We start from the raw sequence: 26,915 nt of genomic DNA, 5'->3' as shown, positions 1-26,915 counted from the left end.
ACCCGGCACCGGGGTGACGTCATCCGTCGGCGCCGACGGGGGAAGGCAGAACATGTCTCAGACCACATCAACGACGGACGACCAGGCGCAGGCGGCGCCGCCGCCCGAGCGTGGCGGCAACAAGCCGCCGTCGCGCGCGACGACGCGCATCGTCGTGACGATCGGCTTCATCCTCATCGCCGCGCTCGTCGTCTTCCTCTTCCTCAGTCCGCCGGCCCCCGACGCGCGGCCGACGTCGCTGGGGTTCTCGTTCAACTCGTTCTTCCAGTGGATCGGCAATCTCGGCCCCATCGTCCAGATTCCGATCGTCCTGCTGATCTTCGCCGTGGTGGTCGGGATCCTCCTGGTGCTCATCGAGTACGCGCCCCGCAAGGGCACGGGCTACTTCTGGCTGCGACTGGTCTCGTGCTTCGCGATCCCGCTGCTGGCGTTCATGATGCTGCGTCCGTATCAGAACGCGGTCATCTACGTGATCCCCATCGCGCTCATCGCGGGTGGCCTGCTCTTCTACGCCGACTATCGCGCCCGCGAAGGCGCGGGGTATCTGTACCAGCTGACGCTGTTCCTGGCGCCGGCGGCGATCCTGATCCTGATCGGCCTCATCTACCCGTCGATCGCGACGATCATCCAGTCGTTCTTCGACAAGACCGGCGAGAACTTCGTCGGCATGGAGAACTACGTCTGGGCGTTCACGAACCCGCAGGGGTTCTGGTCGATCATCAACACGCTGATCTGGGCGATCTTCGCGCCCATCTTCGCGACGATCGTCGGACTCGCGTACGCCGCGTTCATGGAGCGTGCGCGCGGTGACAGGTTCCTCAAGATCCTGGTGTTCATCCCGTTCGCGATCGCACCCGTGAGCATCAGCCTCATCTGGCGGTTCGTCTACGACTACCGGCAGGGGGAGCAGATCGGAATCCTCAACGCCCTCGTCGTGGCATTCGGCGGCGAACCGGTCAGGTGGCTGGACGTCTGGCCGCTCGTGAACACGTTCTGTCTGCTGTTCGCCTTCGTGTGGGCGCAGACCGGTTTCGCGATGGTGGTCCTGTCGGCCGCCATCAAGGCGGTGCCGGCCGAGCAGATGGAGGCCGCGCAGCTCGACGGCACCAACGCGTGGCAGCGGTTCACCAACGTCACCGTGCCGGGAATCCGCACCGCGATCGTGATCGTCCTCACGACGATCACGATCTCCGCGCTGAAGCTGTACGACATCGTGGCGGTGATGACCGGCGGCCGGTCGAACTCGACGGTGCTGGGCTTCGAGATGGTGAATCAGCAGCAGCGTTTCCAGAGCTACGGGCATGCGGCAGCGCTCGCGGTGCTGATCTTCGTGTTCGTCACACCGCTGATCATCTACAACGTCAGACAGCTCCGCCGGCAGAGGGAGGTGCGGTGATGACCGCCGTCGACTCCAAGACGACCCCGCAGCCCGACAGGGCGGCGGCGCGCAAGGTCGCGCGCGAGACTCGTCGCAACGAGGCGCAGGCACAGAAGCGCATGACGTCGCCCGTGGCGACGGTGATCGCGGTCGCGATCGCCTTCCTGTGGACGATCCCGACGCTCGGTCTGCTCATCACGTCGTTCCGTCCAGGGGCGGACTCAGCGTCCTCCGGGTGGTGGACGGTGTTCACCAACCCCGACTTCACGCTCGGGAACTACGAGGCCGCCCTCACCTCCGGCGGCACGGCACTCACGCTCGGCGAGTCGTTCCTGAACTCGCTCGCGATCACGATCCCCGTGACGATCTTCGCCCTCGCGATCGCGTCGCTGGCCGCCTACGCGTTCGCGTGGATGGACTTCAGGGGACGCGGCGTGCTGTTCGTGGCGGTCTTCGCGCTGCAGATCGTGCCCATCCAGATGGCGCTGGTGCCTCTGCTGAGCCTGTTCTCGCGCGGACTCGAGATCGGCGACGTCGCGGTCTTCCCCGGCCTCGAGATGCGCGAGGTCGATCACAGCTTCGCGACGATGTGGATCGCGCACGTCATCTTCGCCCTGCCGCTGGCGATCTTCCTGCTGTACAACTTCATCGCCGAGATCCCTTCCGACGTGATCGAAGCGGCGCGGGTGGACGGAGCGGGCCACGGCCAGATCTTCTTCCGCATCATCCTGCCGCTGGCGACCCCGGCGCTCGCGTCGTTCGCCATCCTCGAGTTCGTGTGGGTGTGGAACGACCTGCTGGTGGCGACGATCTTCGCGCCGTCGTCGTCGCTGCCGATGACGCAGACACTGAACTCCCTGTCCGGGTCGTGGGGCGATCAGTGGTTCCTGATCTCGGCAGGTGCGTTCCTCGTGCTGGCGGTGCCGCTCATCGTGTTCCTCTCGCTGCAGAGGTTCTTCGTGCGCGGCCTGATGGCGGGTGCGACGAAGGGCTGACCCTCAGAGGGCGGACGGATGCCGCGCCCGGGCGATCGACGCCGGGCGCGGCATCCGCATGTCTTCTCCGCATCAGTACCCTGAACGCATGGATGCCGCCTCCGACGCCTCGATCGCGTTGCCCGTCGCCGACGCCGGCCTCTCTGCCGCGGACGTCGCCGAGCGGGTAGCCGCGGGGAGCACGAACGCCTACACGCCCGACACGAGCCGGAGCGTGTGGACCATCGTGCGGGCGAACGTGTTCACGCTGTTCAACGGCATCGTGTTCGCGTGCTTCTTCGTGCTGTTCGTGCTGGGACGCTGGCAGGACGCGCTGTTCGGCCTCGCCGCGTTCGCGAACTCCATCATCGGATGTGTCCAGGAGTTCCGTGCCAAGGCCGCGCTCGACAGGCTCGCCCTCCTCAACGCACCGCAGGCCCGTGTGCGGCGCGACGGGGTCGAGGCCGAGATCACGCCGGCGGACGTCGTGATCGACGACATCCTGATCCTCCGCGCCGGTGACCAGGTGCCCGCCGACGCCACCGTGATCGAGACGCGCGCCCTGCAGATCGACGAGTCGATGCTGACCGGCGAGTCCGATGCGGTCGACAAGCGCCCCGGCGACGAGGCCCTGTCGGGTTCGATCGTCGTCTCGGGCGAGGGCGCGTGCCGCGTCACGCGCGTAGGCGCCGATTCATACGCGAACCGCTTCGCGGGCGAGGCGAAACGGTTCTCGCTGGTGGCGTCGGAGGTGCGCGGGTCGGTGAACCGCGTGCTGAAGTGGATGAGCTGGATCATCGGACCCGTCGGACTGCTGGTGCTGAACGCGCAGATGATGGTCGCGGGCGGCTGGGTGCAGGCGTGGCAGAACGGCGGCTGGGTGCAGGCCGTGGTCAACACGATCGCCGCACTGACCGCGATGATCCCGCTCGGGCTCGTGCTGATCACCTCGATCACGTTCGCGGTGGGCGCGGCGAAGCTGGCCGGCCAGCAGGTGCTCGTCAACGAGCTCCCGGCGGTCGAGGGCCTCGCACGCGTCGACATCATCTGCCTCGACAAGACCGGCACGCTGACGGCGGGCGAGATCGCCTTCGACGCGCTGCAGGCGATGCCGGATGCCGCCGCCGGCGTCGCGGACGTGCTCGCCTGGTACGGCGCCGCCCCCGACGCGAACGCCACTGCCCGGTGCCTGCGGGATCCGTTCCCGGTCGGCGTCGCTCTCGAGGCGGCGGAGTACATCCCGTTCTCGTCGGCGCGCAAGTGGAGCGCTGTCTCATTCGCAACGGGTCCGGTGGGCACGTGGGTGCTGGGTGCACCCGAGATGGTGTTCGGCGATGCGGCCGCCGATCCCACGACGGACCTCGGCCGCATCGTTACCGAGCTCGCATCCTCCGGCCGTCGCACGCTCGTCCTGGCGCAGGCCGCGACGCCGCTCGGGAGCGGGGACGCCGAGGCCGAGCGGCTGCCCGCGACCCTCGTCCCTGCCGCGGTCGTGACCTTCCGGGAGCAGGTCCGCGACGACGCCGCGCAGACCCTGGCGTACTTCGCCCGGCAGGGCGTCGGCATCCGTGTCATCTCGGGTGACAACCCCCGCACGGTCGCGGCGATCGCGCGGGAGGTGGGGCTCGACGTGGCCGAGGGCTTCGACGCGCGCCGGCTCCCCGAGGACGAGGCGGGGCTGGCGGACGCGCTCGAGCACAACCTCGTGTTCGGCCGGGTGACCCCGGAGCAGAAGAAGCGGATGGTCCTCGCGCTCCAGTCGCGCGGTCACACGGTCGCGATGACCGGCGACGGTGTCAACGATGCGCTGGCCATCAAGACCGCCGACCTCGGCATCGCGATGAACTCCGGCGCGGCGGCGACCAAGGCGGTCGCGCGTATCGTGCTGCTCGACAGCAGGTTCTCGCATCTGCCGGACGTGGTCGCCGAGGGACGCCAGGTGATCGCGAACATCGAGCGCGTCTCGATGCTCTTCCTCACTAAGACGGCCTACGCGACGGGACTCGCCGTGCTGTTCGGCGTGCTCGTGCTCGAGTTCCCGTTCCTGCCGCGCCAGCTGTCGATCACGGACGGCCTGACCATCGGCATCCCCGCGTTCTTCCTTGCGCTGCTGCCGAACACCCAGAGATACGTGCCCGGGTTCCTGCGACGCTCCCTGGCGTTCGCGATCCCCGCCGGCGTGATCATCGCGGTCGCGCTGACGCTGTACACGCTGGGGGCCATGGCGCTCGGGGTGAGCGAACCGGAGCTGCGCACCGGGTCGACGATCATCCTCGCGATCGTGGGCATCTGGGTGCTCACCGTGCTCTCGCGACCGATCACGCGCTTCAAGGCTCTCGTGATCGGGGCGATGTTCATCGCGCTCGTCGCGGTCTTCACAGTGCCGCTGCTCACCGAGTTCTTCCAGCTCGTCGACCCGGGCGAAGACGCGGCCTGGCTGGTGACCGTCGTCACGGTGCTGACGATCGGCGCGATCGAGATCGTGCGGTTCTTCCACCGCCGCTACGTCGCGCGGGCGCTGGCCGATGCCGGTTCACTCGGCGGCGGCGGCGGCGCGGGCGAAGTGGCGTGATCCGGGCGGCGCCCACAGGACGACGACGACCAGCACCTGCACGGCGAGCTGGATCGCGGTGCTCCAGTCCCAGCCGTCGGTGGCTGCGATCGTCACGGCGTTCAGCGTGATCAGGACCGCGAGGTAGATCGTCGCGAGCACGCGGGAGAGCCGGCTGCCGCGGGCGAGCCCCGAGGCGACCGCGACGAGCAGGAGCCCGAAGAGGATGATCGCCGCGCCCAGCAGAGAGACCGCGAGCACCTCGGCGCGCGCAACCTGGTAACGACTGAGGAGGACCAGGATGCCGAGCAGCACGTTGGCGAACGCGCTGAGGTAGACCATGACCACGGCGACGGTCACGACGACCGGCCGGCGCGCAGCGGGCGAGCGGCGGCTCTCGTGCGTGTCGGCGGTCACGCGATCACTGTAGCGGGCGCGGCTCGCGTCAGCCGGTGCAGCCGAGGCGCGTCTGGATCGACTGCATCGCGTCGATCTCGGACGTCTGACCGCTCTTGATGGCGCCGGCCACCTCGAGGGCGCGCGGGTCGGTGCCGAGCTCCAGGAGCGCGTCCGCCATGGGGATCGCGCCTTCGTGGTGCCGGATCATGAGCTGCAGGAACAGGCAGTCCGCCTCCTGCCCGGCGGCGGCCTCCAGAGCCGCGATCTCGTCCGCGGACGCCATGCCCATGGCTTCGTGCGCCTCATCCTCGGTCATCGCGGCGCTGGACGCGCCGCCGTGCCCGTGGTCGTCGGCTGCGGCATCCATCCACTGCATCATCGGGCCGCCGGACTGGGAGAGACCCCACCGCACGAGCCAGTCGTACATCTGACCCCGCTGGCCGGCCTGCCCGGTGGCGATGTCGTAGGCGAGGATGCGCAGCTCGTCGTCCTCGGTCTTGCGGTAGATCTCCATGGCCATCTCGATCGCCTGTGCGTGGTGCACCTGCATGTCGCGGGAGAATCCGGCCTCGGGCGAGGCCGTGCCCGGGGTCGTCGCGGCCGACTGCGAACCGAAGGTCGAGAAGCGTCCGACCGCGAAGGCGAGCGCGCCGATCAGCACGAGCGCGACGGCGATGACGATCCATCGCCGGGCGCCCCCGGTCGATGTCTCGTCCGTCACTCCGCGCCTACTTCTTACCCGGCGCGTCGAACGCACCGGTGCAGGCCGCGCCCGGCTCGGGAGCGTTCGTGCTGTTCCAGTACGCCTTGATGAACTCTTCGATGCGCTCGTCGTCGGCAGAGTCGACCTTGAGCTGGGCGTTCCACGCACTGACGGCGATGGGGCTGTCCATGTCGTTGTACGGGGAGAGCAGCGTGTAGGTCGAGGGCAGCGCGTCCTCGAGCGTGGCGATGTCGTCATCCGACACCTGCGCGGGGTCGTAGGTGATCCAGACCGCACCGTGCTCGAGGGAGTGGACGGCGTTCACGTTGGGAACCGGCTCGGTGTAGACGCCGCAGTTCAGCCAGACGGCGTTGTGGTCGCCGCCGGCCGGGGGAGTCTGGGCGTAGTCGACGTCGCCTTCTACATGGTTCGCCGTGTTCTCGAACGTCTCGACGCCCTCGATGCCGCTGCCGTCGCCGGCACCGCGTGCGTACGAGGGAGCCGGCGCGGGCGCGAACACGATGGAGGCGACGATCGCACCGACGACCAGCACGGCGGCGGCCGAGCCGACGATCCACCACACCAGCTTGCTGCGACGGCGCTTGGCGAGCTGCTTCTGGTACTCGGCGAGCTTCTCCTGGCGCTTCTGCTCGCGCTGCTGCTTTACGGTGAGGTCGATCTTCGCCTGCGTGGCCGGGTTGCCGCTCGTGCGCTTGTCGGTCGGGGTCATGCTCGTGATCTCTGCCAATCGGGAACAGGGGTCTGGGCGCCCGGAACATATCGCGCGACGGCGGATGGCGGGTTGCCCTCATCCTATGCGAGCGCATGTGTCCAAGCCCTGAGAAGGCGCCGACAGCGCTCACCGGCACCCCGGTCGCGCGTGCGGCCGGGCGGGGGCATCCGCTATCATGGGATTTCGAATCGATTCGACCGCGCGTCGAAACGCGGATCCCGGTGCCGATCGGCAGCGCCGGACGATTCGCTTCCCCTCGGTCCGTCTCTCTGCGCCCGCACCGCCTTGCCGCGATGTCGACGCCGTTCCTCCGTACGCCGCCGTCGAATCTCCCGCCACGAAACGAAGCCCACTGTTGCTCGACACCGCATCGCTCCCCGTCCAGAAGCCCCAGACAGCCGCTGATCCCCAGCCCGCGCCGCCCGCGCACCCGACATCCACGGGCGCGATCCGCACGCTCGGGAGCAACCCGGCCACCGCGCCGATCGTGCTGCACCCGGGCGACTCGATCCCGCATCGTCGCCGCGTCCTCTACATCGTGCTGCTCGGCGCCCTGACGGCGCTCGGCCCGTTCACGATCGATCTCTACCTGCCGGCCTTCCCGGTGCTCGAGGCCGATTTCGACACCACGGCCGCCATGATCCAGCTCACCCTCACGGGCACGATGATCGGGTTCGCGCTGGGTCAGCTGATCGTCGGACCGCTGAGCGACAAGGTGGGCCGGCGGATTCCGCTGCTGTCGGTCACGGCACTCCACGTCGTGGCGAGCGTCGCCGCCGCGCTCGCCCCCACCCTCGAGCTGCTGTCGGTGGCACGGGTGCTGCAGGGTGCCGGAGCCGCCGCGGGCGGCGTCGTGGCCGCCGCGATCGTGCGCGACCTGTTCGGCGGTCGCCGCCTCGTCGTGATGCTGTCGCGCCTCGCGCTCGTCTCGGGTGTCGCGCCGGTGCTCGCTCCGCTCGTCGGATCGGCGCTCTTGGCCGTCATGCCGTGGCGCGGCATCTTCGTCGTCCTCGCCGTGTACGGCGCGATCATGCTCGTCTCGGCGATCGTGTTCCTGCCCGAGACCCTGCCGCCCGCGCGCCGCCACGAGCGAGGCTCGACCACCGTGTGGCAGCGCTACCGGAGCGTCTTCAGCGACCGGGTGTTCATCGGCGTGCTCATCATCGGGGGCATGACGTTCTCGGGCCTGTTCTCGTACCTCTCGAGCTCGTCGTTCCTCTTCCAGCTCAGCTACGGCCTGAGCGCCCAGGAGTACGGCCTGATGTTCGCCGTCAACTCGGTCGGCGTCGTGGTGGGCGTCCAGGCCGCGTCGCGTCTGGCGGCCCGTTTCGGTCCGCAGTGGGTCATGGCGTGGTCGACCGCGGTGCTCGTCGTCGCGGCCGCGGCCATCATCGTCACCGACCAGCTCGGTCTCGGGCTCTGGGGGACGATCGTGCCCCTGTTCGTCTTCATGACGGGGTGCGGCTTCACGTTCCCGTGCGTGCAGGTGCTGGCCCTCGACCGTCACGGCAAGGCGGCGGGCACGGCGCAGTCGATCATCGGTGCGACGAACTTCGGCGTCGCCGGCCTCATCTCGCCCCTCGTCGGGTGGATCGCGAAGGACGCCGGCATCACGGCGACGACGATGGCCTCGGTCATGGTCGGCTGCTCCTTGGTCGGCCTGCTGTCGCTGTGGCTCATCGTGCGTCCGCGCACGGTGGAGCGCCTGGCGCCCTGACCCGGGTTCACTCCGTGTGCGCCACCGGCTGCAGGCGGAACAGGCGGACGGTGCGTCCGGACTCCCGCTCGTAGTTGCGGTAGCCGGGCCACTGGGCCTCGATGCGCGCCCACACGGCATCGCGTTCGGCGTCGGGCACCGGCGTGGCCTGGACGCGCATGCGCCGCCCGCGAACGGTGATCGCGGCATCCGGGTGGGCCAGCAGGTTCGCCGTCCATGCCGGGTGGCGAGCACCGGCGAAGTTCGTGCCCGCGACGATCGCGCGCCCCTGACCGTCGGGCGTGTACATCAGCGCCGCGTCGCGGGGTTCGCCCGACTTCGCTCCGACCGTGTGGAGCACGAGCGACGGCACCAGCAGCGCGCTCACCTGCACCCGTCCGTGCGAGATCCAGGTGACGAAGCGCTCGACCGGCGGCAGCAGCAGCGGCCCCAGCACCCGCCGGAACACCCTCGTGCGAGTGAGAGGCGCGACGATGGCACGCACGATGTCGACGGCCTTTGCTGCCATGGCTCCCATCCTGCCCGACGCCGGCGACGCCGTCACGGTCGGTGAGGCCCGCCGGGACGGGAGGCTGTCAAGAGGCGCGCGGAAAAAGCCCGGATGAGGCGGATGTCGCTGCCTGCCAGGCAGAATGGGGCGATGACCACGACAGAGCGGCGGGTGGCAGTGCCCGTCATCGCCTACCTGATCGCCGGGTCGGCGCTCGTGGTGCTGTCGTGCCTGCTGGGCTGGTGGATCTTCTCGCGGGGAGAGGAGCCGTTCGCCGTCGACACCGCGTGGAACGCCCTCGTCGGCGAGTGGTGGGGCCCCGTCCTCACCGGGTTCTCGCAGGTCATGAACTTCGTCGGCGGCGGCTGGTTCGGCGTCCTCGTGGTGCCGATCGGCGGCGCGATCGGGCTCATCCTGCTGCGCCGCCCGTGGGCGGCGGCGTACTTCCTCGCTGCGGAAGCGGTCTCGGCCGCGGGAGTGCAGGTGCTCAAGCACGCGTTCGGTCGGGTGCGGCCGGAAGACATCCTCATCGTCTCGGACTACGGCTCATACCCGTCGGGGCATGTGGCCAACGCGGCCACGATCGCCGTCGCTGCCACCGTGATCGTCCCCCGTTTGTGGGTCGGCCTCGTCGGCGCTGCGTGGGTGCTGCTGATGGCGTTCAGCCGCACTTATCTGCACGCTCACTGGCTGAGCGACACGCTCGGCGGCGCCTTGATCGGCGCGGGGGCCGCACTGCTCGTGGCGGGCGCGTTCGCGCTGCCGATGGCGCGGGAGGGGACGGATGCCGCGGCGAAACGCCCGTGACTAGGCTGAGCGCATGACCGCGCCCGACTCGCCCGCGCCCGATTCCACCGCGACCGATCCGGCCATCCTCGCCGCCGAGACGGAGCTCGCCCGGCTGCGCGCTGAGGCGGATGCGGCCGAGGCGCACCTCAAGGCCGCACAGGCCAGGGCCGCGCTCGCGGCCGCCGAGGCCGCCGCCGCGAAGGCCAAGGCGACCGGCACGCCCACGAATGCCGGGCCGACTTCGGCATCGGCGACCCAGGGGCCCGCGGGAGCGCCCCGCTCACCCTCGGAGACTCAGGAACAAAGTCCTCACCCGACCGTCTCTGACAGCCAGCACGCCTCTCAGCCCAGCATCCTCCCCACGCAATCCGGCCCGCTCACTCAAGCCGACATCGAGAAGATCGCCTCCGGGTATGCGTTCGAGGAGACGACCCTCGATCTCGGTGCTCTGCTCAACGGCGAGCCGGTGCCGTCGGCGCAGATCCGCATCCCGCTCGGCATGATGAATCGCCACGGGCTCGTCGCGGGGGCGACGGGAACGGGCAAGACCCGCACGCTGCAGGGACTCGCCGAGCAGCTCGCGGCGAAGGGCGTGCCGGTGTTCGCCGCCGACATCAAGGGCGATCTGTCGGGTGTTGCGACGCCGGGCGCGCCGAGCGAGAAGCTGCTCGCGCGCACCCAGGCGATCGGGCAGGACTGGAAGCCCGAGGCATCCGCCACCGAGTACTTCGCGCTGGGCGGGATCGGCAAGGGCGTCCCCGTGCGGGCGACCGTGTCGGGCTTCGGGCCGCTGCTGTTGAGCAAGGTTCTGGGCCTCAACGACACGCAGGAGTCGAGCCTCGGCCTCGTATTCCACTACGCAGATGCCAACGGACTTGCGCTCGTGGACCTGTCGGACCTGCGCGCCGTCCTCAGCCACCTCACCAGCGACGAGGGCAAGGCAGAACTCAAGGAGCTCGGCGGGCTGTCTGCGGCGACGGCGGGGGTGATCCTGCGGGAGCTGATCACGTTCGCGGATGCCGGAGCCGACGTCTTCTTCGGCGAGCCCGAGTTCGACGTGGCCGACTTCATCCGCACAGCGTCCGACGGCCGCGGCATCATCAGCCTCCTCGAGGTGCCGGGGGTGATCGACAAGCCGGCGCTGTTCTCGACGTTCCTGATGTACCTCCTCGCCGAGCTGTTCGAGATCCTCCCCGAGGTGGGCGACGCCGACAAGCCGAAGCTGGTCTTCTTCTTCGACGAGGCGCACCTGCTGTTCAAGGACGCGTCGAAGGACTTCCTCGCTGCGATCGTGCAGACCGTGCGTCTCATCCGGTCGAAGGGGGTCGGCGTGTTCTTCGTGACGCAGACGCCGAAGGACGTGCCCTCCGACGTGCTGGCACAGCTGGGCTCGCGGGTGCAGCACGCGCTGCGCGCGTTCACGCCCGATGACGCGAAGGCGCTGCGCGCGACCGTCGGCACCTACCCGAGGTCCGGCTACGACCTCGAGCGCGTGCTGCAGGAGCTCGGCACCGGGGAGGCCATCGTCACCGTGATGAGCGAGAAGGGCGCCCCCACTCCGGTCGCCTGGACGCGGCTGCGCGCGCCACAGGGGCTCATGTCGCCGACGCCCGAGCCCGCCATCGAGGCCGCGGTGAAGGCGTCGCCGCTGCTCGCGAAGTACGGCACGGCGATCGACCGCGAGTCGGCGCGCGAGATCCTCACCGCGAAGATGAGGGCCGCCGACGACGCCGCAGCCGCGGAGGACGCTGCCCTTGCAAAGGCGAAGGCCGATGCGGAGTACGCGAAGCAGAAGGCCGCCATCGACAAGCAGCAGGCCGCCGCCGACAAGGCGAGCGCCGTCGCCGAGAAGAAGGCGCAGCAGGAGTACGAGCGGCTGCTCAAGAAGACGGCGGGGACGACCCGCACGTCGCGGTCGGCCCAGAAGTCGCCGCTCGACCAGATTCTGAACTCGAAGTCGACCCAGACGATACTGGGTGGGGTGATCCGCGGGATCTTCGGCACCGGCAAGCGCTGACGCATCCCAGCCCCCGAGGGCTCCACGTCCCGGGTCCCCGCGCAGTGCGAAGCCGCGCACGGAGCGGGCGTCGGGCGGATCCCTCCGATCCGAAAGGCCCGCGTGCGTCGCAGAGCAGTCGTCGTCGTCGCGCTGACGCTCGCCTTGGCGACCGCCGCCGCGGGCGTCGCGCTGGCGGTGGCCGCCACGTCGGGGACGAAGGACGCCGCGCCCTCGGCATCCGCTTCGCCATCGGCGTCGTCGTCGATCCCGGTTACAGCCGACGACTACTGCTACGTCGAGGCGATGATCTACTACCGCGTCAAGGAGCAGGAGCTCGCGCAGACGCTGCTGCGCAAGGAGGGCATCGACGCCGGGGCGAGCGGCTTCGCCACAGGCATCGCCGCGCGCAACGAGGACGAGCTCGACGACCTGCGCGAGTGGTACGTCTCGTGGGTCGACGCGCGTCCGGCCGAGCCGCCCGCCGACGGCCCCTGCGGCGGCCACGGCGCCGATCACGCGCAGATGCCGGGCATGCCCGCGTGGAGCACGCTGCAGGGCTTCGTCGATGCCCAGCATCCCGACGCCGAGCGCCGGTTCGCCGAGATCCTGCGCGACCAGAACGCGGGGATGGTCGCGCTCGTCGCGCTCATCCTCGACGGCGTTCCGCACCCGGCGGTGGTGGAGTCGGCCGACGAGGTGCTGAAGCAGGCCGCGGCCGATGAGCGGATGCTCGAACAGTTCCTGGCCGCGGTGCCCTGAGGACACCGCGGTCTGCGGCATCCGTCGGGCTCCCTGCGCTCAACAGGTCAACCAGGCTTCGACAGGAGATCCGTGCCGGATCGGTCCTGCACGGGCGTGGTTGACCTGTTGACGGCCGGGCGCTGCGGATCGGTGACGCGCACGTGCGCGGCGCACGAACACGGGCGGCGGCGATCAGGCCGGAGATCGGTGCGACGAGGTCACCAGTCGCTGAGCGCGCCGATCGGAGCGAGCGCGCGCGCCGCGTCGCGGAGCGCGCCGACGTGGCGTGCGGCGACAGAGAGGCGCGAGATCGAGGTCGACAGGGTCACCGCTCCGACCGGGCGCGCGGCGTCGTCGTGGATCGGCACGGCGAGGCACCCGCGGTCGCTGCTGAGCAGCGCGACCTGCTCGGTGTAGCCACGGACCGCGTATGCCTCGTGGATGGCGCGGACGTCGCCGGACGCCGCGTCGACCCGCCAGCTCGGCGCCTGCGGCAGACGGCGGTCGGGGTGCGCGACCAGCCAGAGGTGTCCGATCGCCGATCGCGCGGGGTCGGCCAGCAGCACGTCGGGGTCCGACAGCGGCTGGGTGGTGTCCTCGTCGAGCACCAGAAGCCCGGAGCGGTGGAAGGCGAACAGGTGCACCGCCTCGCCCGTCTCGCTGCGGAGGCGATCCACGACCGCGGCGTGGGCCGGTCGTGTGCGGGCGCCCACGATCGCGGCGAGCTCGAGCACGCGCGTGCCGAGCAGGAACCCGGAGAAGTCCGGGCGCCGCACGAGGTACTCGTCGCGGACCAGCGAGTTGACCACGCGGTACACCGTCGCCCGCGGGGCGCCGACGGCGCGGGCGATCTCGGCCGCCGACGCGCCGCGGTCGTCACGCGCGACCTGCTCCAGGATCTCCAGCGCGAGGCCGAGGCCCTTCTCCGGAAGCCGGGTGTCGCCCGCGAGACCCGCGCCGCTCACGACCGGGCCGGCCCTTCGATGCAGTCCGAGTCGATCGGCCAGTCATGCACGCCGATCCGCGCGGCCACGCGCGGGTGGCGTGCCAGCCGCAGCGCGCCGGCGCCGACGACGACGGTGAGGATCCCGGCCGTCCACAGCAGCCCGCCGGGATTGTCGCGCAGTGTCGCGGCGAGGTAGAACCCCAGCACGCACAAGAGGCCGGCCAGGGGGAGTGCGCTGACCACCACGGCGCGCACCGTGAGCTCGCCGATGCGCGCGAGGAACACCGGCGCCGCCGCGCACACCAGTGCGTACGCCAGCACGAAGCCGATGATCGACGCCGGCGAGGTCACGATCCGCATGTCCTGACGGCTGCCGCCGACAGCGAGGATCGCGATCGGAACCGCCGTCACCACCGTCGTGAGCAGCACGCCGGCGACCGCCGGCACGCCGCGACGCGACACCCGGCCGAAGACCACCGGCAGCAGGCCCTCGCGGCTCATCGCGAAGCCGAGCCGCGTCGCGGCGTTCGTCATCGCCAGGGCGCAGGCGAGGAACGAGATCGCCACGATCACGTCGATGAGGCCGGACAGGCCCGTCACGGCGGCGAGGGATGCCGCGCCTGGCCGCTCCGCCACGATCGACAGCTGCGCGGCCGTCCCGACCAGCATCACCAGTCCCGTCGCGCCCACGCTCACCATCACCGCGCGCGGCACCGCCGCGAACGGACGACGTGTCTCCGGCCCGAGGGCGGCGCCGCTCTCGAAGCCGACGAAGCCGATGAGGGCGAAGGCGACGCCCGTGATGATCGCCTCGAGCGAGAAGTCCGAGGGGCGCGGGACGAGCAGCCCCAGATCCCACCGGGTGAGGCTGAGGGCGGCGATCGACAGGACCAGCACCGTCGCCACCGCGATCGACTCGAGCACCAGCAGCATGCGGGTGGACATCCGGAGTCCGCGGGCGACGAGCAGCGCGATGATGCCGCCGAACACGGTGATGAGGACGACGACGAGCCACGGGGGAGCGGCGCCGCCGCTGAGAAGGTCCGCGAGTCGCTGCGAGCCCGACGCCAGCGTGTTCATGGCGACGGCGAGGTAGCCGATGCCCAGGGCGGCGCCGGTGACGAGGCCGACGTGGGAGCCGAGGCCGCGCGCCGCGAACGTGTACAGCGAGCCCGTGCTCGCGATGCGCCGCGCGAACATGCCGATGACGAGGCCGACGCCCACGACGAGGGTGATCGTGATCGCGATGTCGAGGAACGCGAACGATCCGCTGCGCGCGTAGGCGGCGGCGGGGTGGATCAGCAGGACGCCGGCGGGCGCGGTGGCCGCTACCGACTGCGCGACCACGTCGATCGTGCGCGCGTGGCGACGGTGCAGGCCCGCGAAGGGCGAGCTGGACCCGAGATCGTTCCTCGGCCGCGCCCGCTCGATCGCGTCCGCGAGTGCAGTGCTCACGCGTCCTCCTCGGCGCCCGGCGCTCGCCGCGGTGCGGCTGGCCGCGACGCTACCGGGCGCGCGTTGCCGGAAAAGGCGGCCCGTGTTTCCGCCGCGTGACACGGCGTGAGATCAGCGGGCCGGGATCGGCCGTCGTCGTCTCATCAGGATTTCGCTCGGCGTTCGCGACGCCACACGGCGGGGAAACGGCGCGGGCGAAGAATCGGCCCCGACGCGGGTGCGAGCCGCGTCATCGCCCTCGAAAGGAATCCCGTGACCGAACAACAGCTCTCTCCCGAGGGGACTCGCCGCCCCCCTCGCGACAGCGGCCGGCACTGCGCGGCCGACTGCTCACACCGCGCGCCCTCGGCATCGGCTCCGTGGTCGCCGCCGCGGCCGCCGCCGTCGCCCTCCTCTTCGCGACGCAGACCGCCGTACAGGCGACCTCGTCGCCCGAGATCACGGCATCCACCCCCATCGCCGCCGACAGCACGGACGAAGACGCACCCGAGAAGGCGGAGGAGGTCGCCAAGCCCGCGACGATCGCGGCCGCCTACGACGCGCTCTCGGGAGCCGAGGTCGAGTACGTGCGCTTCGTCGGCGCTCAGGACGCGGCGTTCGCGGCCGGCGAGGACGTGTTCGGCGAGCCGGGACTGCAGTTCCTCTCCACCGACGTGGCCGACCCGCAGGCGTATTCCGACGGACAGCGGCGCCTGATCTCCCTGTACTACGACTACGCCACCAACGAGACGGTCAGCATGATCGTCAACGCGACGAACGGGGCGGTCGAGTCCGTGGACCGCGCCTCGGGCACGCAGCCCGCTCCGACGGATGCCGAGACCTCGCTCGCGTGGGAGCTGCTGCTCGACTCCGACGCGGCCCAGCCCGTCGTCGACGAGTTCGCCGCGCTCACCGGCGGCTCGGTCCTGACCCCGGCATCCGCCGAGGTCCTCCTCACCGCCCACTCGTTCGTCACGGATGCCGGATCCTTCGGTGCCGAGTCGTGCGGCGTCGACCGGTGCGTGCAGCTGCTCGCCCAGGTCGACGGCGGCGCCTTCCTCACCACCAGCACCTACGTCGTCAACCTGTCGACGCGGGCCGTCCTGTCCATCTCATGACCTTGGAGACCCTCCCGATGAAACGAAACCCCCTCCGCCGGCTTCTCGGCGCGGGCACCGCGATGGTGCTGCTGGCGGGCGGCCTCGTGCTGTCCGCACCCGCGGCGGCGTCCGCCCAGACGGTCACCGAGGCATCCTGCTCCGGCGACTCCCTCGTCTCGAAGACCCTCGAATCCGGATCCAGCTGGCAGATGTGCTGGCGCCTCGACACCTACCGCGGCCTGGTCCTGGACAAGATCGCCTACCAGCCGCGCGACGACGCGGCGCCGATCCTCGTGCTCGACTCGATCGCGCTCGCCCAGCTCAACGTGCCGTACGACACCGGCGCCACCGAGTACAACGACGTGACGACCTACCAGGTGGGCGGGCGCCGCCTGCAGGCCATCGAGGCCGTCGACTGCCCGGTCGGCGAGGTGCGCAACGCGTGGGCGGACCCGGCCCGCGGCGATATCGCCGCGGTCTGCATCGGCGAAGAGGACTCGGGTCTCGCGTACCGGTCGAACATCACGGGCGACGCACTGTACGCCGCGCAGGGCACCGACCTCGTGCTGCACAGCGTGTCGCGCATCGGCTGGTACGAGTACCAGACCGAGTACCGGTTCCACGACGACGGCGAGATCTCGGTGCGCCTCGGCGCCACGGGCGACCTGTCGCCCAACGACTACGTCGACGTCGTGAACCAGGGGTGGCCGATCGCCCCGGGCCAGGAGGACTTCGCGGTCAACCACTACCACTCGGCGTTCTGGCGCGTGGACTTCGGCATCGATTCCGGGGCCACCCAGCTGGTCGAGAAGTTCGCGACCACGCCGACCGGCGAGTACGGCACGACGGGCGACACGGGTCACACCGCGATCCTCGAGACGCAGCTCACGCAGATCACGAACGAGACCAAGACGATGGGCTCGAACCGCGAGGCATACCGGGTCGTGAACCCCGAGAGCATCAACGCCGACGGCCACGCCCGCTCGTACGAGATCATCGTGCCGCGCGACCAGGCGTACAACCTCAACCCCGAGACCGACTACGACATCGCGTTCACGTCGGCCAAGTCGGATGAGATCCACGCCAGCCACAACCTGATCCCGTCGAAGGCGGGGCAGATGGTCAGCGACTACATCGCCGACGGCGAGACGCTCGCAGACCCGGTGGCATGGGTGAACGTGGGCTTCCATCACATCAACCGCGACGAGGACCAGAGCCCGATGCCGATCCACTGGCAGGGTTTCACCCTCTACCCGCGTGACTTCGCGGCGCAGAACCCGAACATCCCCGAGGGCCGCAAGTGGGTCAACGGCGACATGCGCGGGGTGCCGAACCCGAACATCACGCCGACGCCCACCGCGTCGCCGACGCCCACCCCGACGACCGAGCCCACCACGGAGCCCACGCCGACGCCGACCGAGTCCGGGAACGGCAACGGGAACGGCAACGGAAACGGGAACGGGAACGGCAACGGGAACGGGAACGGCAACGGCAATGGGAACGGAAACGGCAACGGGGGCTCGACGGCGCCCGCAGCCGCGCCGGTGACCTTCGGCAGCGCCGAGGTCGCCCCCGGCGCCGCACAGTCGGCGACCGCAAGCGGCTTCACCCCCGGTGAGACCGTGAGCGCCGTGATGCACTCCGACCCCGTCGACGTCGGCACGTTCGTCGCCGACAGCGAGGGCGTCGTGAGCGTCCAGTTCGTAGTGCCCTCCGACACGCCCGCCGGCGAGCACTCGCTGGTCCTCACCGGGCAGACCTCGTCGGCCGTCGCCCAGGGATCGTTCACGGTGGCGTCCGCGTCGCCCGCGGCGATCTTCGGCGCACTCGCGACGACCGGGACCGACGCGAACAACTGGGCGCTGTCGGGCCTGCTGCTCCTGGTGGCAGGAACCGGACTCGCGGCCACGTCGTGGCACCTGCGCCGCCAGCAGGCGGCCAAGGGACAGGCCGCGGCCTGACCCCCCGCCCGCGGGGCGACGCGCCGGTCGCGTCGTCCCGCGGGACCCCCGTGTCGCGGAGGCCTCCGCCCGCGGCATCCGGAGCTGAAAGGACGTCCCCATGCGCAGTCGTATCGCCGCCCTCGGCGTCGTGCTCGCCCTCTCCACCGCGATCGTCGCGGCCGGGGCCGTGGGGCTCAGCCTGACGACGGGTGCCGACTCGGCGCCGCAGGCCGCCTCGGCAGGCGCGAGGACGGATGCCGCCACCGCCGCCTACCCGACCGTCGAGGACCACTGCTACATCGAGGGCATGATCCCGCACCACGAACAGGCGCTCGAGCTCAGCAGACTCGTGCTGGGCGCCTCGGGGGTCCGCGAGCGCACGCAGGCGCTCGCCGAGTTCATCGTGGCCGACCAGGCCGCCGAGATCGAGACGATGCGGGCATGGCAGAACGCGTGGCGCGGAGCGATCCCCGCCGGCGGTTCGAGCGGCGGGCACGATGGGCACGGTGGCACGCAGCCCGCCGCTGGAGCGGTGCCGGCCGGATGCGGAGACCACCCGCACACGCAGATGAAGGGCATGGCGAGCGCCGAGCAGCTCGCCGCCCTCGACGCCGCCGAGGGCGGCACCGCCGACCGGATGTTCCTCGACCTGATGATCGCGCATCACGAGGGCGCGCTCGAGATGGCCGAGAGCGCGGTCCGCGAGGGATCCAATGCGTACGTGCGCTCATCCGGCAAGCACGTGCTCGTCGAGCAGCAGCGCGAGATCGCGGCGATGACGGCGCTGCTCGCCGAGGCGCCGTGACGGTCGTCGCCGGCTCTGCGGCGGTCGGCCGATCGCTCGGCGGCAGGCGGCGGGCGCTCTTCTGGCTCGCAGCCCTTCTCGTCCCCGCCGGCGCAGCGCTCTCGCTCACCGCGGCCTTCGGTGTCGCGACGGTGCGCAACGACTCGATGAACCCGACGCTGCACAGCGGCGACACGGTGCTGTTCGACCGGTGGAGCCCGCCTGCGCGCGGCGACGTGGTGCTCCTCGTCGACCGCGAAGGATGGTCGGGTACGCAGAGCGCGCTCCTCGTGAAGCGGGTCGTCGGCGTCGCGGGCGACGTCGTGGTGTGCTGCGAAGCGGGGACCGGCCGGTTGCTCCTCAACGGAGCGCCGGTCGAGGAGGCCTATGCCGGCGCGGTGCGGCCGGGCGGCGACATCCCGTTCCGCGTCACCGTGCCCGAGGGTGCCGTCTGGGTCATGGGCGACAACCGGGCGGAGTCTGCCGACTCCCGGGCATCGGTGTCGGCGCCGGGGCAGGGGGCCGTGGGACGAGACGACCTGCGCGGCACCGCGCGTGCGTGGTGGGGCGGCTGAGCGCGCGGTGACACGCTCACGGACGGATGCCGGTGGCCGCCGCATCCGTCATCCAAAGGCGAACCGCTCATGCGTCGCGTGGCGCCCTCGATGCCTGTGCGAGGCATAGCCTGGAGGTATGGCGACGAAGCCCCCGAGAGCCGATATCGACGAGACCCGCGTTCACGTGTCGCGGCCCAAGAAGGTCGCCGTCGGCGTGCCCGCGGTGCTGCACGCGCTCGAGATCGCGAACGAGCAGATGGGTGTGGCCCGGTCGGTGCAGACGCTGCTGCGCGTCAACCAGAAGGACGGGTTCGACTGCCCCGGCTGCGCGTGGCCCGAGGAGGACAAGCGGCACATCGCGGAGTTCTGCGAGAACGGCGCCAAGGCGGTTGCCGAGGAGGCGACGCTGCGCCGGGTCGGCCCGGACTTCTTCGCCGCGCATCCGCTGGACGAGTTGCGCGGCCACGACGACTGGTGGCTCGGGCAGCAGGGGCGGCTGACCCACCCGATGGTGCTCGAAGAGGGTGCGACGCACTACCGGCCGATCTCGTGGGACGATGCGCTCGCCCTGGTGGCGGATGAGCTGCGGACGCTGGACGATCCCGATGAGGCGGTCTTCTACACGTCGGGCCGCACCTCGAACGAAGCGGCGTTCCTGTATCAGCTGCTGGTGCGGGGCCTGGGCACGAACAACCTGCCCGACTGCTCCAACATGTGCCATGAGTCCTCCGGTTCGGCGCTGACCGAGACGATCGGCATCGGCAAGGGGACCGTCTCGATCGACGACATCCATGACGCCGACCTGCTCATCGTCGCCGGGCAGAACCCGGGCACGAATCACCCCCGCATGCTCGTCGCGCTCGAGAAGGCGAAGCAGCGCGGGGCGACGATCATCGCGGTGAACCCGCTGCCCGAGGCGGGACTGATGCGCTTCGAGAATCCGCAGACGGTGCGGGGCGTCGCGTTCGGCGGCACCAAGCTCGCCGACCAGTTCCTGCAGATCCGCCTCGGCGGCGACCAGGCACTGTTCCAGGCGATCGGCAAGCACCTCCTCGAGGCCGAGGAGGCCGACGGGGGCGTGCTCGACCACGAGTTCCTCGCCGCGCACACCAGCGGCTTCGATGAGTACCGTCGGGCCATGGCGGATGCCTCGTGGCGCGACCTCGTCACCGCCACGGGTCTTCCCGAGAAGTCGCTGCGGCGGGTCGCCGAGACCGTGCGCACGTCGAAGGCGACGATCGTCTGCTGGGCGATGGGACTCACCCAGCACAAGCACTCGGTGCCGACGCTGCGCGACGTGGTCAATCTGCTGCTGCTGCAGGGCAACATCGGCCGCCCGGGCGCAGGCGTCTGCCCCGTGCGCGGGCACTCCAACGTGCAGGGCGATCGCACCGTGGGCATCTACGAGAAGCCGTCGGCGGCGTTCCTCGACGCCCTCGACACGGAGTTCGCCTTCGCCGCCCCGCGGGAGCACGGCTTCGACACGGTCGGCGCGATCCGCGCGATGCGCGACGGCCGCGTGCGGTTCTTCATGAGCATGGGCGGCAACTTCGTGTCCGCGACCCCCGACACCGCGGTCGTCGAGGCCGGCATGTCGCGCGTCGGACTCACCGTGCACGTCTCCACGAAGCTCAACCGCTCCCACGTCGTCACGGGGCGTCGCGCTCTCATCCTGCCGACGCTGGGCCGCACCGACCGCGACCGCCGCGGCGGCCAGGAGCAGCGGGTCACGGTCGAGGACTCCATGGGAGCCGTCCACGCCTCCCGCGGCCGCCTGGCCCCGCCGTCGGAGGAGCTGCTCAGCGAGGTCGCGATCGTGGCCCGGCTGAGCGGCCTGGTCTTCGGGTCCGCGGGTACCGGCGCAGCCGCCGGCGGTCGGACGTCGTCCTCGTCGGCGGCGTCGTCGTCGGCGTCGTCGTCGTCGTCGCGAGATCAGGTGATGTCACGGGGGAAGGACGTTGCGGGCGCGGATCGTCCTGAGCCGGTGACATCACCTGAGCCGGTGACGGATGCCGCGGGCGACGCGACGCGGCATGACCGCGGGTACCCGGAGCGCACCGCGGCCGAGGAGTCCGACGGCACGCACTCGCCGGTCCACAGCGACCGCGAGACCGCAGACGGCCCCGATCCGGCTGATCTGCGGCATCCGTCCAACGTCCCGCACGCGGACTGGGCGGCGCTCGAGGCGGACTACGCGCTCATCCGCGCCCACATCGCGCGCGTCATCCCCGGGTTCGACGACTACGAGGAGCGCATCGGCAAGGGCGGCACGCTGCACCTGCCGAACGGACCGCGCGATGCGCGCCGCTTCGCGACGGCCGACGGGAGGGCGCGGTTCACGGTGAACCCGCTGGAGTATCCGCGGATCCCGCGCGGGCGCCTGCTGCTGCAGACGCTGCGCTCGCACGACCAGTACAACACCACGATCTACGGCAAGGACGACCGGTATCGCGGCATCCACGGCGGGCGCCGGGTCGTGCTGGTGAACGCCAAGGACATCGTCGCGCTGGGCTTCGCCGAGAACGACGTCGTCGACCTCGTGTCGGAGTGGAGGGGGCCGGACGGCACGCTCGAGGAGCGACGAGCGGAGGAGTTCCGCATCGTCGCCTATCGCACGCCTCGGGGCAACGCCGCCGCGTACTACCCGGAGACGAACGTGCTGGTGCCCCTGGACTCCGTCGCCGACGTCTCGGGAACGCCGACCTCGAAGTCGGTGGTGGTGCGGCTCGCACGTCGCACCTGAGAGTCCGGCGCGTGCCTAGGCTGGAGGCATGACCCGCGCCGCCGTCATCACCGTGTCCGATCGCTCCGCCGAGGGCGCTCGCGCCGACGCGAGCGGGCCGATCGCGGTCTCGGCGCTGCGGGAGGCGGGCTTCGACTGCGCCGATGCCGTCGTGGTGCATGACGGCGCCGACAGCGTCGAGCGCGCGCTGACCGCCGAGGTCGTCGCGGGCGTCAAGCTGATCGTGACGACGGGCGGCACGGGTGTCTCGCCGCGAGACCAGACGCCGGAGGGCACTGCACGCGTCGTGACCCGCCAGGTGCCCGGCATCGCGGAGGAGCTGCGACGACGCGGTGCGGCCGAGAAGCCCGCCGGCCTGCTGACGCGCGGGATCGCCGGTGTCGTCGACCCGCACGGCGCGCTCGTGGTCAACCTGCCCGGGTCCCCGGGCGGGGTGGCGGATGGGATGCCGGTCGTGCTGTCGGTCGCCTTACATGTGCTGGACCAGCTGGGCGGAGGGGACCACTGATGACCCTGACCACAGACGCGGTGCGCATGGCCGCCATCAGTGCCGAGCCGCTGGATCTCGACGCCCACCTGCGCGCCGTCGACGATTCCCGCATGGGCGCCGTGACGACGTTCGTCGGTCGCGTGCGCGATCATGATCCGGATGCCGCGACCGCCGTCGTCGCCCTCGAGTACTCGGCGCATCCTGACGCCGAACCGGCGCTCGCCCGCCTGGCGGCCGCGGCGATCGGGGCGACCGGAGCGCTCGTCGCCGTGTCGCACCGGGTCGGCACGCTGCACGTCGGGGACGCCGCCGTGGTGATCGCAGTGGCGTCCGCCCACCGCGCCGAGGCGTTCGCGGTGTGCCGCACGCTGATCGAGACGATCAAGACCGACCTGCCGGTCTGGAAGCGCCAGGTCGAATCCGACGGCACCGCCACCTGGCTCGGCCTCGGCGGCTGACCGCGGCGGCCGAAGGCCCCGCAGCCCGGAAGCGGGATCAGCCGCCGGCGAAGGGCGGCAGCACGTCGACCATGTCGTCGCTGCCGAGGGGCGTGTCGTCGTCGACGCGTGAGCCGCCGACGAGCACGGCGCAGCGGGGCAGGATGCCGCCCAGCCCGGGGAACTCCTCCGACACGGCGCGGCGCAGCTCACCCAGCGTCGTCTCGGTGCGGCGCTCGGAATCCAGGCCGGTCGCCTCCTGCGCGGCGGCGAAGTAGCGGACGACGGCCATCAGGCCTCGTGCTCCCAGTCGCCGGCGAGCGCGGTGATCGCGGCCACGGCGGACTCGATGTCGGCCGTGGAGCCGCCGTTGCGACCCGCCACGAGCCCGGCCACGAACGCGCTGAACGGCGCCGCCGGGCGTGCCACGCCGACCGCGACGTCGCGTGCCAGGTCGAGGATCAGCGATACCGGCACGTCTTCGGGCGCGAGGTCGAACCGCTCGCGCAGCGCGGCGGCCCAGGCGTCGAGGGCCTCGGGGGGAAGGGTGCGGGACTGCTCGCTCATGGCGACTCCTCCAGGCTGGGGTGCGCGTGATCGGCCCGCGCGCGGGCCTCGTTCAGATCCTCCCACGTGTCGACATCGCGGGTCAGGTCGTCGGGCGCCGCGACGACGGCGATCGCCAGCTCGTGGACGAGCCTGCGCATCGGCAGGTCGCGCCCTCCATCGGGGAGAGCGGATGCCGCCTGCCGCAGCGCCCGCGTGCGGTACACGCCCGTCAGCCACTGGGGGCGGCTCGATGCGTCGCCGAGGCACAGCCCCTCGGTATCGGCCGGGAGCAGAGCGAGATCGTCGACGAGCCGCCGGACGGCCGCGTCGGCGCCGGGGAGGTCGCAGGCCAGTACGAGCGTCCACTCCGGGTCGTCCTCAGCCGGCCAGGATGCGAGCGCGGTGACCACGGCGGCGGCCGGGCCGCCGAACGGCGGGTCCTCGCGCACCCATCCGACGGGGAGGCTCTCGTCGAGCACCGGTGCCACGACGGTGAGGGGCCGGGCTCCGGCATCCGTCGCCGCGGTCACCGCCGCCGACAGCAGTGTGCGCCCGCCCACCTCGAACAGCGGTTTGACGGCGCCGTCCACGCGCGTGCCGCGGCCACCGGCGAGCAGGATCCCGCCCAGGCCGGCGGGGACGACGGGTCGCCGGCCGGGCATCAGCTTTCGCCCGGGCGGTGCCAGTCGCCGCTCTTGCCGCCGGTCTTCGTGACGATGCGCACGCTCTCGATCGAGGTGCCCTTGTCGAGCCCCTTCACCATGTCGACGACGGCGAGGCCGGCCACCGAGACCGCGGTCAGGGCCTCCATCTCGACGCCCGTGCGGTCTGCGGTGCGCACCGTCGCCTCGATCGCGACGCCGCCGTCTTCGACCGCGAGGTCGACCGCAGCGCCGTGCACGCCGATGACGTGCGCGAGCGGCAGCAGCTCGGGGGTGCGCTTGGCGGCCTGGATGCCGGCGATGCGGGCGACCGCGAGCACATCGCCCTTCGGCACCGACCCGTCGCGCAGTGCGGCGACCACCTCGGGCGCGCAGCGCACGAAGGCGCGGGCTGTCGCGGAGCGCACGGTCGGCTGCTTCAGCGTGACATCGACCATGCGCGCGTTCCCGGCATCGTCGAGGTGCGTGAAGGCCGGCGGTTCGGGCGTGCTCATGAGATCAGCATGACATCGACGACATCGCCGGCCGCCACCGCGTCGACCTCGGCGGGCACGATGGCATAGGCCTCGGCACGGCCGAGTCCGCCCGCGAGGTGGGATCCGCCGCTCGTCGCCGGCACGGCACGCCAGGCCCCAGGATCGGAGCGGTCGATCGTGACGGGCAGGTACTGGCGACGCGCCGGCGGCGTGCGCCAGCCGGCGCCGGCCCGCAGCGCGATGACGGGGCGGTCGATGGCCCGGCGACCCTGCAGGCGCAGCAGCGCCGGCCGCACGAACACCTCGAACGAGACCGCCGCGCTGACCGGGTTGCCCGGCAGCCCGAACAGCAGCGTGCCGGCGGCGAGGCGGCCGAAGCCCTGCGGCTTGCCGGGCTGCATCGCCACCTTCGAGAAGACCATGGTCTCGGCGAGCGTGGTCTTGACCACCTCGTACGCTCCGGCGCTGACGCCGCCGGAGAAGATGACGACGTCCGCACGTGCCGGAGACCGCGGGTCCGTCACCTCGGCGAGCAGGGCGTCGAGGGCCCCGCTCTCGTCGGGAACGCTGGCGCGGCGCACGACCTCGGCGCCGGCTTCCGCGGCGAGGGCGGCGAGCAGGACGCTGTTGGACTCGGGGATCTGACCGCGACGGAGCGCGGATCCCGGCTCGACGAGTTCGCTCCCCGTGGAGATGACGGCGACACGCGGTCGACGTGCAACCACGACGTCGGCGACGCCGGCTGCTGCCGTCGCGGCGACCTGCAGGGGTCCGAGCAGCTCTCCGGACGGGAGCACCTCGTCACCGGCGCGCGCGTCCTCGCCGGCGCGACGGATGTGGGCGCCCACGGCGCGCGGGGCCTTCTGCACCGAGATCGCACCGAGCGAGTAGGCGAGCCCGCCGGCGGTGTCTTCGAACGGGACGATCGCGTCGGCGGCGGCCGGGACCGCCGAGCCGGTCATGATGCGCGCGGCCTCGCCGGGAGCGAGCGCCGGGTCGGCGTCGGTGCCGGCGGGCAGGTCGGCGACGACGCGGAGTGTCGCCGGCGCGACGGCCACGTCCTCGAAGCGGACGGCGAACCCGTCCATCGCCGAGTTGTCGAAGACCGGGATGTCGACCGCGGCCCGCACCGGTTCTCGCAGCGTGCGGCCGTGCGCGGCAGCGAGCGCGACCCGCTCGCTCTCCAGCGGTTCGACGGCCGCGAGCACATCGGCCAGGTGCTCCTCGACCGTGCGCAAGCCGCTCACGCGCGGACCGCCGCGCCGGCTGCGTCGCGGTTCCATGCGTCCATGCCGCCGGCGAGGACGGACGCCTCGATCCCTGCGGCGCGCAGAGCCACCGCCGCGCGCTGTGCGCGCATGCCGACCTGGCACACCACGATCACGCGGGGCGGCTCCACCCGGTGCGGCTCGGCGAGCACGTCGCCGAGCGGCAGCAGCATCGAGCCGGGGATGACGCCGCGCGCGGTCTCGAACGGCTCGCGCACGTCCAGCAGCACGGCCCCCGCCCGCTGCGCGGCGAGCGCCTCGGCCGGAGTCAGCTGCGGGATGGGTGCGGGGCGGGTGGGCTCAGGAGCGGCCTGCAAGCCGGCGCTCGCCCGCGAGACGCCCGCCGGGACGTCTTCGGGCACGGCAGGCTCGCGCTCGACACCGCCGCCGTGGGAAGGGACGTCCGCGGGGCGCAGCGGCACCTCGTCGGTCCGGGCGCGGAGGGCGTCGATCACCAGCACGCGTCCGAGCAGCGGGTCGCCGACCCCCGTGATGAGCTTGATGGCCTCGGTGGCCAGGAGTGCGCCGACCTGCAGGCAGAGGGCGCCGAGCACGCCAACCTGTGCGCAGGTGGGGGCCTCGCGTCCGGCATCCGGCGGGTAGAGATCGGCGAGGCGGACGGGCACCGCGCCGTCCGGCGGCGCGGACCAGAAGACCGTCGCCTGCGCGTGGAACTCCTGCACGACGCCCCACACGAGCGGAACGCCGAGGTCCTCGCACGCGGCGGCCACCGCCTCGCGGGTCTCGAACGTGTCGGTGCCGTCGATGACGACGTGCGCTCCGGCGAGGAGGTCGCGGGCATTGGCCGGCGTGAGCACGGCCTGCACCGGCCGCACCAGGGTCGTGGGCGAGAGGTCGGCGGCGATGCGGACGGCGGAGTCGACCTTGGCCGCACCGACATCGCCCACACGGTGCATCACCTGCCGTTGCAGATTGGATGCCTCGACCAGGTCGTCGTCGATCAGCGTGAGCGTGCCGACTCCGGCGGCCGCCAGCGCCAGCACGGCGGGGGAGCCGAGGCCGCCCGCACCGACGACCGCGACGTGCGCGGC

General features: G+C 71.5%; 26 protein-coding genes. 14 read left to right on the top strand and 12 right to left on the bottom strand.

The genetic code is table 11. The features are described 5' to 3' along the window. The first annotated feature begins 52 nt into the window (after positions 1 to 52). The 3 genes from ACI3KX_RS07260 (at position 53) to ACI3KX_RS07250 (ending at position 4,924) form a co-directional block, all read left to right on the top strand. Positions 53 to 1,396 (top strand): sugar ABC transporter permease, encoded by a 1,344-nt coding sequence (locus tag ACI3KX_RS07260; protein WP_349428433.1) that lies wholly within the window; start codon positions 53 to 55, stop codon positions 1,394 to 1,396. Further along, complete coding sequence (locus ACI3KX_RS07255; protein ID WP_363354025.1) at positions 1,396 to 2,373, top strand: carbohydrate ABC transporter permease; 978 nt, start codon at positions 1,396 to 1,398, stop codon at positions 2,371 to 2,373. The genes ACI3KX_RS07260 and ACI3KX_RS07255 overlap by 1 nt, the downstream gene beginning before the upstream one ends. A gap of 88 nt (positions 2,374 to 2,461) precedes the next feature. Next, positions 2,462 to 4,924: an HAD-IC family P-type ATPase gene (locus ACI3KX_RS07250; RefSeq protein WP_404909112.1), complete on the top strand. Its 2,463-nt coding sequence runs from the start codon at positions 2,462 to 2,464 to the stop codon at positions 4,922 to 4,924. Here ACI3KX_RS07250 and ACI3KX_RS07245 read toward each other — a convergent pair. From ACI3KX_RS07245 to ACI3KX_RS07235, 3 genes are read right to left on the bottom strand one after another with little or no spacing between them, the layout of a single operon-like run. Beyond that, the gene (locus ACI3KX_RS07245) at positions 4,886 to 5,320 is read right to left on the bottom strand and encodes a hypothetical protein (RefSeq protein ID WP_404909111.1); all 435 of its coding nucleotides are present in this window, start codon (positions 5,318 to 5,320) and stop codon (positions 4,886 to 4,888) included. The two genes, ACI3KX_RS07250 and ACI3KX_RS07245, sit on opposite strands and share 39 nt — an antisense overlap. Positions 5,321 to 5,348: 28 nt before the next feature. Continuing rightward, positions 5,349 to 6,023, bottom strand: coding sequence for a DUF305 domain-containing protein (locus ACI3KX_RS07240; RefSeq protein WP_404909109.1), 675 nt, complete (start codon positions 6,021 to 6,023; stop codon positions 5,349 to 5,351). A gap of 7 nt (positions 6,024 to 6,030) precedes the next feature. Further along, the gene (locus ACI3KX_RS07235; RefSeq protein WP_404909107.1) at positions 6,031 to 6,735 is read right to left on the bottom strand and encodes a DUF3105 domain-containing protein; all 705 of its coding nucleotides are present in this window, start codon (positions 6,733 to 6,735) and stop codon (positions 6,031 to 6,033) included. A 358-nt stretch (positions 6,736 to 7,093) separates the two neighbouring features. Between ACI3KX_RS07235 and ACI3KX_RS07230 the strand changes: the two genes are divergently transcribed. After that, a complete protein-coding gene (locus ACI3KX_RS07230; RefSeq protein ID WP_349428426.1) occupies positions 7,094 to 8,455 on the top strand; it encodes a multidrug effflux MFS transporter in 1,362 nt (453 codons plus the stop codon). A gap of 7 nt (positions 8,456 to 8,462) precedes the next feature. Here ACI3KX_RS07230 and ACI3KX_RS07225 read toward each other — a convergent pair whose 3' ends face one another. Beyond that, positions 8,463 to 8,963, bottom strand: coding sequence for a nitroreductase family deazaflavin-dependent oxidoreductase (locus tag ACI3KX_RS07225; RefSeq protein ID WP_404909104.1), 501 nt, complete (start codon positions 8,961 to 8,963; stop codon positions 8,463 to 8,465). 132 nt (positions 8,964 to 9,095) lie between these two features. Here ACI3KX_RS07225 and ACI3KX_RS07220 point away from each other — a divergent pair, with 132 nt between their 5' ends. The 3 genes from ACI3KX_RS07220 (at position 9,096) to ACI3KX_RS07210 (ending at position 12,492) form a co-directional block, all read left to right on the top strand. Next, a complete protein-coding gene (locus tag ACI3KX_RS07220; protein ID WP_404909102.1) occupies positions 9,096 to 9,752 on the top strand; it encodes a phosphatase PAP2 family protein in 657 nt (218 codons plus the stop codon). A gap of 13 nt (positions 9,753 to 9,765) precedes the next feature. Continuing rightward, positions 9,766 to 11,751, top strand: coding sequence for a helicase HerA-like domain-containing protein (locus tag ACI3KX_RS07215; RefSeq protein WP_404909100.1), 1,986 nt, complete (start codon positions 9,766 to 9,768; stop codon positions 11,749 to 11,751). A 102-nt stretch (positions 11,752 to 11,853) separates the two neighbouring features. After that, positions 11,854 to 12,492, top strand: coding sequence for a DUF305 domain-containing protein (locus ACI3KX_RS07210; protein WP_349428421.1), 639 nt, complete (start codon positions 11,854 to 11,856; stop codon positions 12,490 to 12,492). 200 nt (positions 12,493 to 12,692) lie between these two features. Here ACI3KX_RS07210 and ACI3KX_RS07205 read toward each other — a convergent pair whose 3' ends face one another. Continuing rightward, positions 12,693 to 13,439 carry a helix-turn-helix domain-containing protein gene (locus tag ACI3KX_RS07205; protein ID WP_349428420.1) on the bottom strand — a complete coding sequence of 249 codons (747 nt, stop codon included), beginning with the start codon at positions 13,437 to 13,439 and terminating at the stop codon, positions 12,693 to 12,695. Further along, complete coding sequence (locus ACI3KX_RS07200; protein ID WP_404909098.1) at positions 13,436 to 14,875, bottom strand: APC family permease; 1,440 nt, start codon at positions 14,873 to 14,875, stop codon at positions 13,436 to 13,438. The genes ACI3KX_RS07205 and ACI3KX_RS07200 overlap by 4 nt, the downstream gene beginning before the upstream one ends. A gap of 359 nt (positions 14,876 to 15,234) precedes the next feature. Between ACI3KX_RS07200 and ACI3KX_RS07195 the strand changes: the two genes are divergently transcribed. The 7 genes from ACI3KX_RS07195 to ACI3KX_RS07165 all read left to right on the top strand — a co-directional run bounded on the left by ACI3KX_RS07195 (position 15,235) and on the right by ACI3KX_RS07165 (position 22,929). Continuing rightward, on the top strand, positions 15,235 to 15,972 hold the full coding sequence (locus tag ACI3KX_RS07195) for a hypothetical protein (protein WP_404909096.1): 738 nt from the start codon (positions 15,235 to 15,237) through the stop codon (positions 15,970 to 15,972). Between the two features lie 17 nt (positions 15,973 to 15,989). Beyond that, positions 15,990 to 17,915 carry a hypothetical protein gene (locus ACI3KX_RS07190; protein WP_404909094.1) on the top strand — a complete coding sequence of 642 codons (1,926 nt, stop codon included), beginning with the start codon at positions 15,990 to 15,992 and terminating at the stop codon, positions 17,913 to 17,915. 100 nt (positions 17,916 to 18,015) lie between these two features. Beyond that, positions 18,016 to 18,702 (top strand): DUF305 domain-containing protein, encoded by a 687-nt coding sequence (locus tag ACI3KX_RS07185; protein ID WP_404909092.1) that lies wholly within the window; start codon positions 18,016 to 18,018, stop codon positions 18,700 to 18,702. Then, a complete protein-coding gene (lepB, locus tag ACI3KX_RS07180; protein ID WP_404909090.1) occupies positions 18,699 to 19,256 on the top strand; it encodes a signal peptidase I in 558 nt (185 codons plus the stop codon). Before ACI3KX_RS07185 ends, lepB begins: the two co-directional genes overlap by 4 nt. Positions 19,257 to 19,374: 118 nt before the next feature. After that, entirely contained in the window at positions 19,375 to 21,981 is a 2,607-nt protein-coding gene (locus tag ACI3KX_RS07175; RefSeq protein WP_404909088.1) for an FdhF/YdeP family oxidoreductase, read from the top strand. Between the two features lie 28 nt (positions 21,982 to 22,009). After that, positions 22,010 to 22,489, top strand: a complete 480-nt coding sequence (locus ACI3KX_RS07170; protein WP_363353998.1) for a MogA/MoaB family molybdenum cofactor biosynthesis protein — start codon at positions 22,010 to 22,012, stop codon at positions 22,487 to 22,489. Further along, a complete protein-coding gene (locus tag ACI3KX_RS07165; protein ID WP_363353997.1) occupies positions 22,489 to 22,929 on the top strand; it encodes a molybdenum cofactor biosynthesis protein MoaE in 441 nt (146 codons plus the stop codon). Before ACI3KX_RS07170 ends, ACI3KX_RS07165 begins: the two co-directional genes overlap by 1 nt. 37 nt (positions 22,930 to 22,966) lie before the next feature. Here ACI3KX_RS07165 and ACI3KX_RS07160 read toward each other — a convergent pair whose 3' ends face one another. The 6 genes from ACI3KX_RS07160 to ACI3KX_RS07135 form a co-directional block, all read right to left on the bottom strand. Then, positions 22,967 to 23,200 carry a MoaD/ThiS family protein gene (locus ACI3KX_RS07160; protein ID WP_363353996.1) on the bottom strand — a complete coding sequence of 78 codons (234 nt, stop codon included), beginning with the start codon at positions 23,198 to 23,200 and terminating at the stop codon, positions 22,967 to 22,969. After that, the gene (locus tag ACI3KX_RS07155) at positions 23,200 to 23,475 is read right to left on the bottom strand and encodes a DUF6457 domain-containing protein (RefSeq protein WP_349428406.1); all 276 of its coding nucleotides are present in this window, start codon (positions 23,473 to 23,475) and stop codon (positions 23,200 to 23,202) included. Before ACI3KX_RS07155 ends, ACI3KX_RS07160 begins: the two co-directional genes overlap by 1 nt. Continuing rightward, positions 23,472 to 24,119: an NTP transferase domain-containing protein gene (locus ACI3KX_RS07150; RefSeq protein ID WP_349428405.1), complete on the bottom strand. Its 648-nt coding sequence runs from the start codon at positions 24,117 to 24,119 to the stop codon at positions 23,472 to 23,474. Before ACI3KX_RS07150 ends, ACI3KX_RS07155 begins: the two co-directional genes overlap by 4 nt. Continuing rightward, positions 24,119 to 24,613, bottom strand: coding sequence for a cyclic pyranopterin monophosphate synthase MoaC (gene moaC, locus ACI3KX_RS07145; RefSeq protein ID WP_404909084.1), 495 nt, complete (start codon positions 24,611 to 24,613; stop codon positions 24,119 to 24,121). Before moaC ends, ACI3KX_RS07150 begins: the two co-directional genes overlap by 1 nt. Further along, positions 24,610 to 25,842: a gephyrin-like molybdotransferase Glp gene (gene glp, locus ACI3KX_RS07140; RefSeq protein ID WP_404909082.1), complete on the bottom strand. Its 1,233-nt coding sequence runs from the start codon at positions 25,840 to 25,842 to the stop codon at positions 24,610 to 24,612. The genes moaC and glp overlap by 4 nt, the downstream gene beginning before the upstream one ends. Beyond that, on the bottom strand, positions 25,839 to 26,915 hold a 1,077-nt coding region (locus tag ACI3KX_RS07135; protein ID WP_404909080.1), incomplete at its 5' end, for a ThiF family adenylyltransferase. The genes glp and ACI3KX_RS07135, both read right to left, overlap by 4 nt.

The organism is Microbacterium sp. ZW CA_36, from assembly GCF_044987475.1.
Lineage (GTDB): Bacteria > Actinomycetota > Actinomycetes > Actinomycetales > Microbacteriaceae > Microbacterium.
Note: the sequence above shows the minus strand (reverse complement) of the source record. Positions and strands in the feature narration are given on the sequence as shown.

Bases quoted from the DNA above. Each gene is read 5' to 3' on its own strand.
- ACI3KX_RS07260 (WP_349428433.1), top strand. From the start codon at position 53: ATGTCTCAGACCACATCAACGACGGACGACCAGGCGCAGGCGGCGCCG.
- ACI3KX_RS07255 (WP_363354025.1), top strand. From the start codon at position 1,396: ATGACCGCCGTCGACTCCAAGACGACCCCGCAGCCCGACAGGGCGGCG.
- ACI3KX_RS07250 (WP_404909112.1), top strand. From the start codon at position 2,462: ATGGATGCCGCCTCCGACGCCTCGATCGCGTTGCCCGTCGCCGACGCC.
- ACI3KX_RS07235 (WP_404909107.1), bottom strand. From the start codon at position 6,735: ATGACCCCGACCGACAAGCGCACGAGCGGCAACCCGGCCACGCAGGCG.
- ACI3KX_RS07225 (WP_404909104.1), bottom strand. From the start codon at position 8,963: ATGGCAGCAAAGGCCGTCGACATCGTGCGTGCCATCGTCGCGCCTCTC.
- ACI3KX_RS07220 (WP_404909102.1), top strand. From the start codon at position 9,096: ATGACCACGACAGAGCGGCGGGTGGCAGTGCCCGTCATCGCCTACCTG.
- ACI3KX_RS07215 (WP_404909100.1), top strand. From the start codon at position 9,766: ATGACCGCGCCCGACTCGCCCGCGCCCGATTCCACCGCGACCGATCCG.
- ACI3KX_RS07190 (WP_404909094.1), top strand. From the start codon at position 15,990: ATGAAACGAAACCCCCTCCGCCGGCTTCTCGGCGCGGGCACCGCGATG.
- ACI3KX_RS07185 (WP_404909092.1), top strand. From the start codon at position 18,016: ATGCGCAGTCGTATCGCCGCCCTCGGCGTCGTGCTCGCCCTCTCCACC.
- ACI3KX_RS07175 (WP_404909088.1), top strand. From the start codon at position 19,375: ATGGCGACGAAGCCCCCGAGAGCCGATATCGACGAGACCCGCGTTCAC.
- ACI3KX_RS07170 (WP_363353998.1), top strand. From the start codon at position 22,010: ATGACCCGCGCCGCCGTCATCACCGTGTCCGATCGCTCCGCCGAGGGC.
- ACI3KX_RS07165 (WP_363353997.1), top strand. From the start codon at position 22,489: ATGACCCTGACCACAGACGCGGTGCGCATGGCCGCCATCAGTGCCGAG.
- ACI3KX_RS07160 (WP_363353996.1), bottom strand. From the start codon at position 23,200: ATGGCCGTCGTCCGCTACTTCGCCGCCGCGCAGGAGGCGACCGGCCTG.
- ACI3KX_RS07155 (WP_349428406.1), bottom strand. From the start codon at position 23,475: ATGAGCGAGCAGTCCCGCACCCTTCCCCCCGAGGCCCTCGACGCCTGG.
- ACI3KX_RS07150 (WP_349428405.1), bottom strand. From the start codon at position 24,119: ATGCCCGGCCGGCGACCCGTCGTCCCCGCCGGCCTGGGCGGGATCCTG.
- moaC (WP_404909084.1), bottom strand. From the start codon at position 24,613: ATGAGCACGCCCGAACCGCCGGCCTTCACGCACCTCGACGATGCCGGG.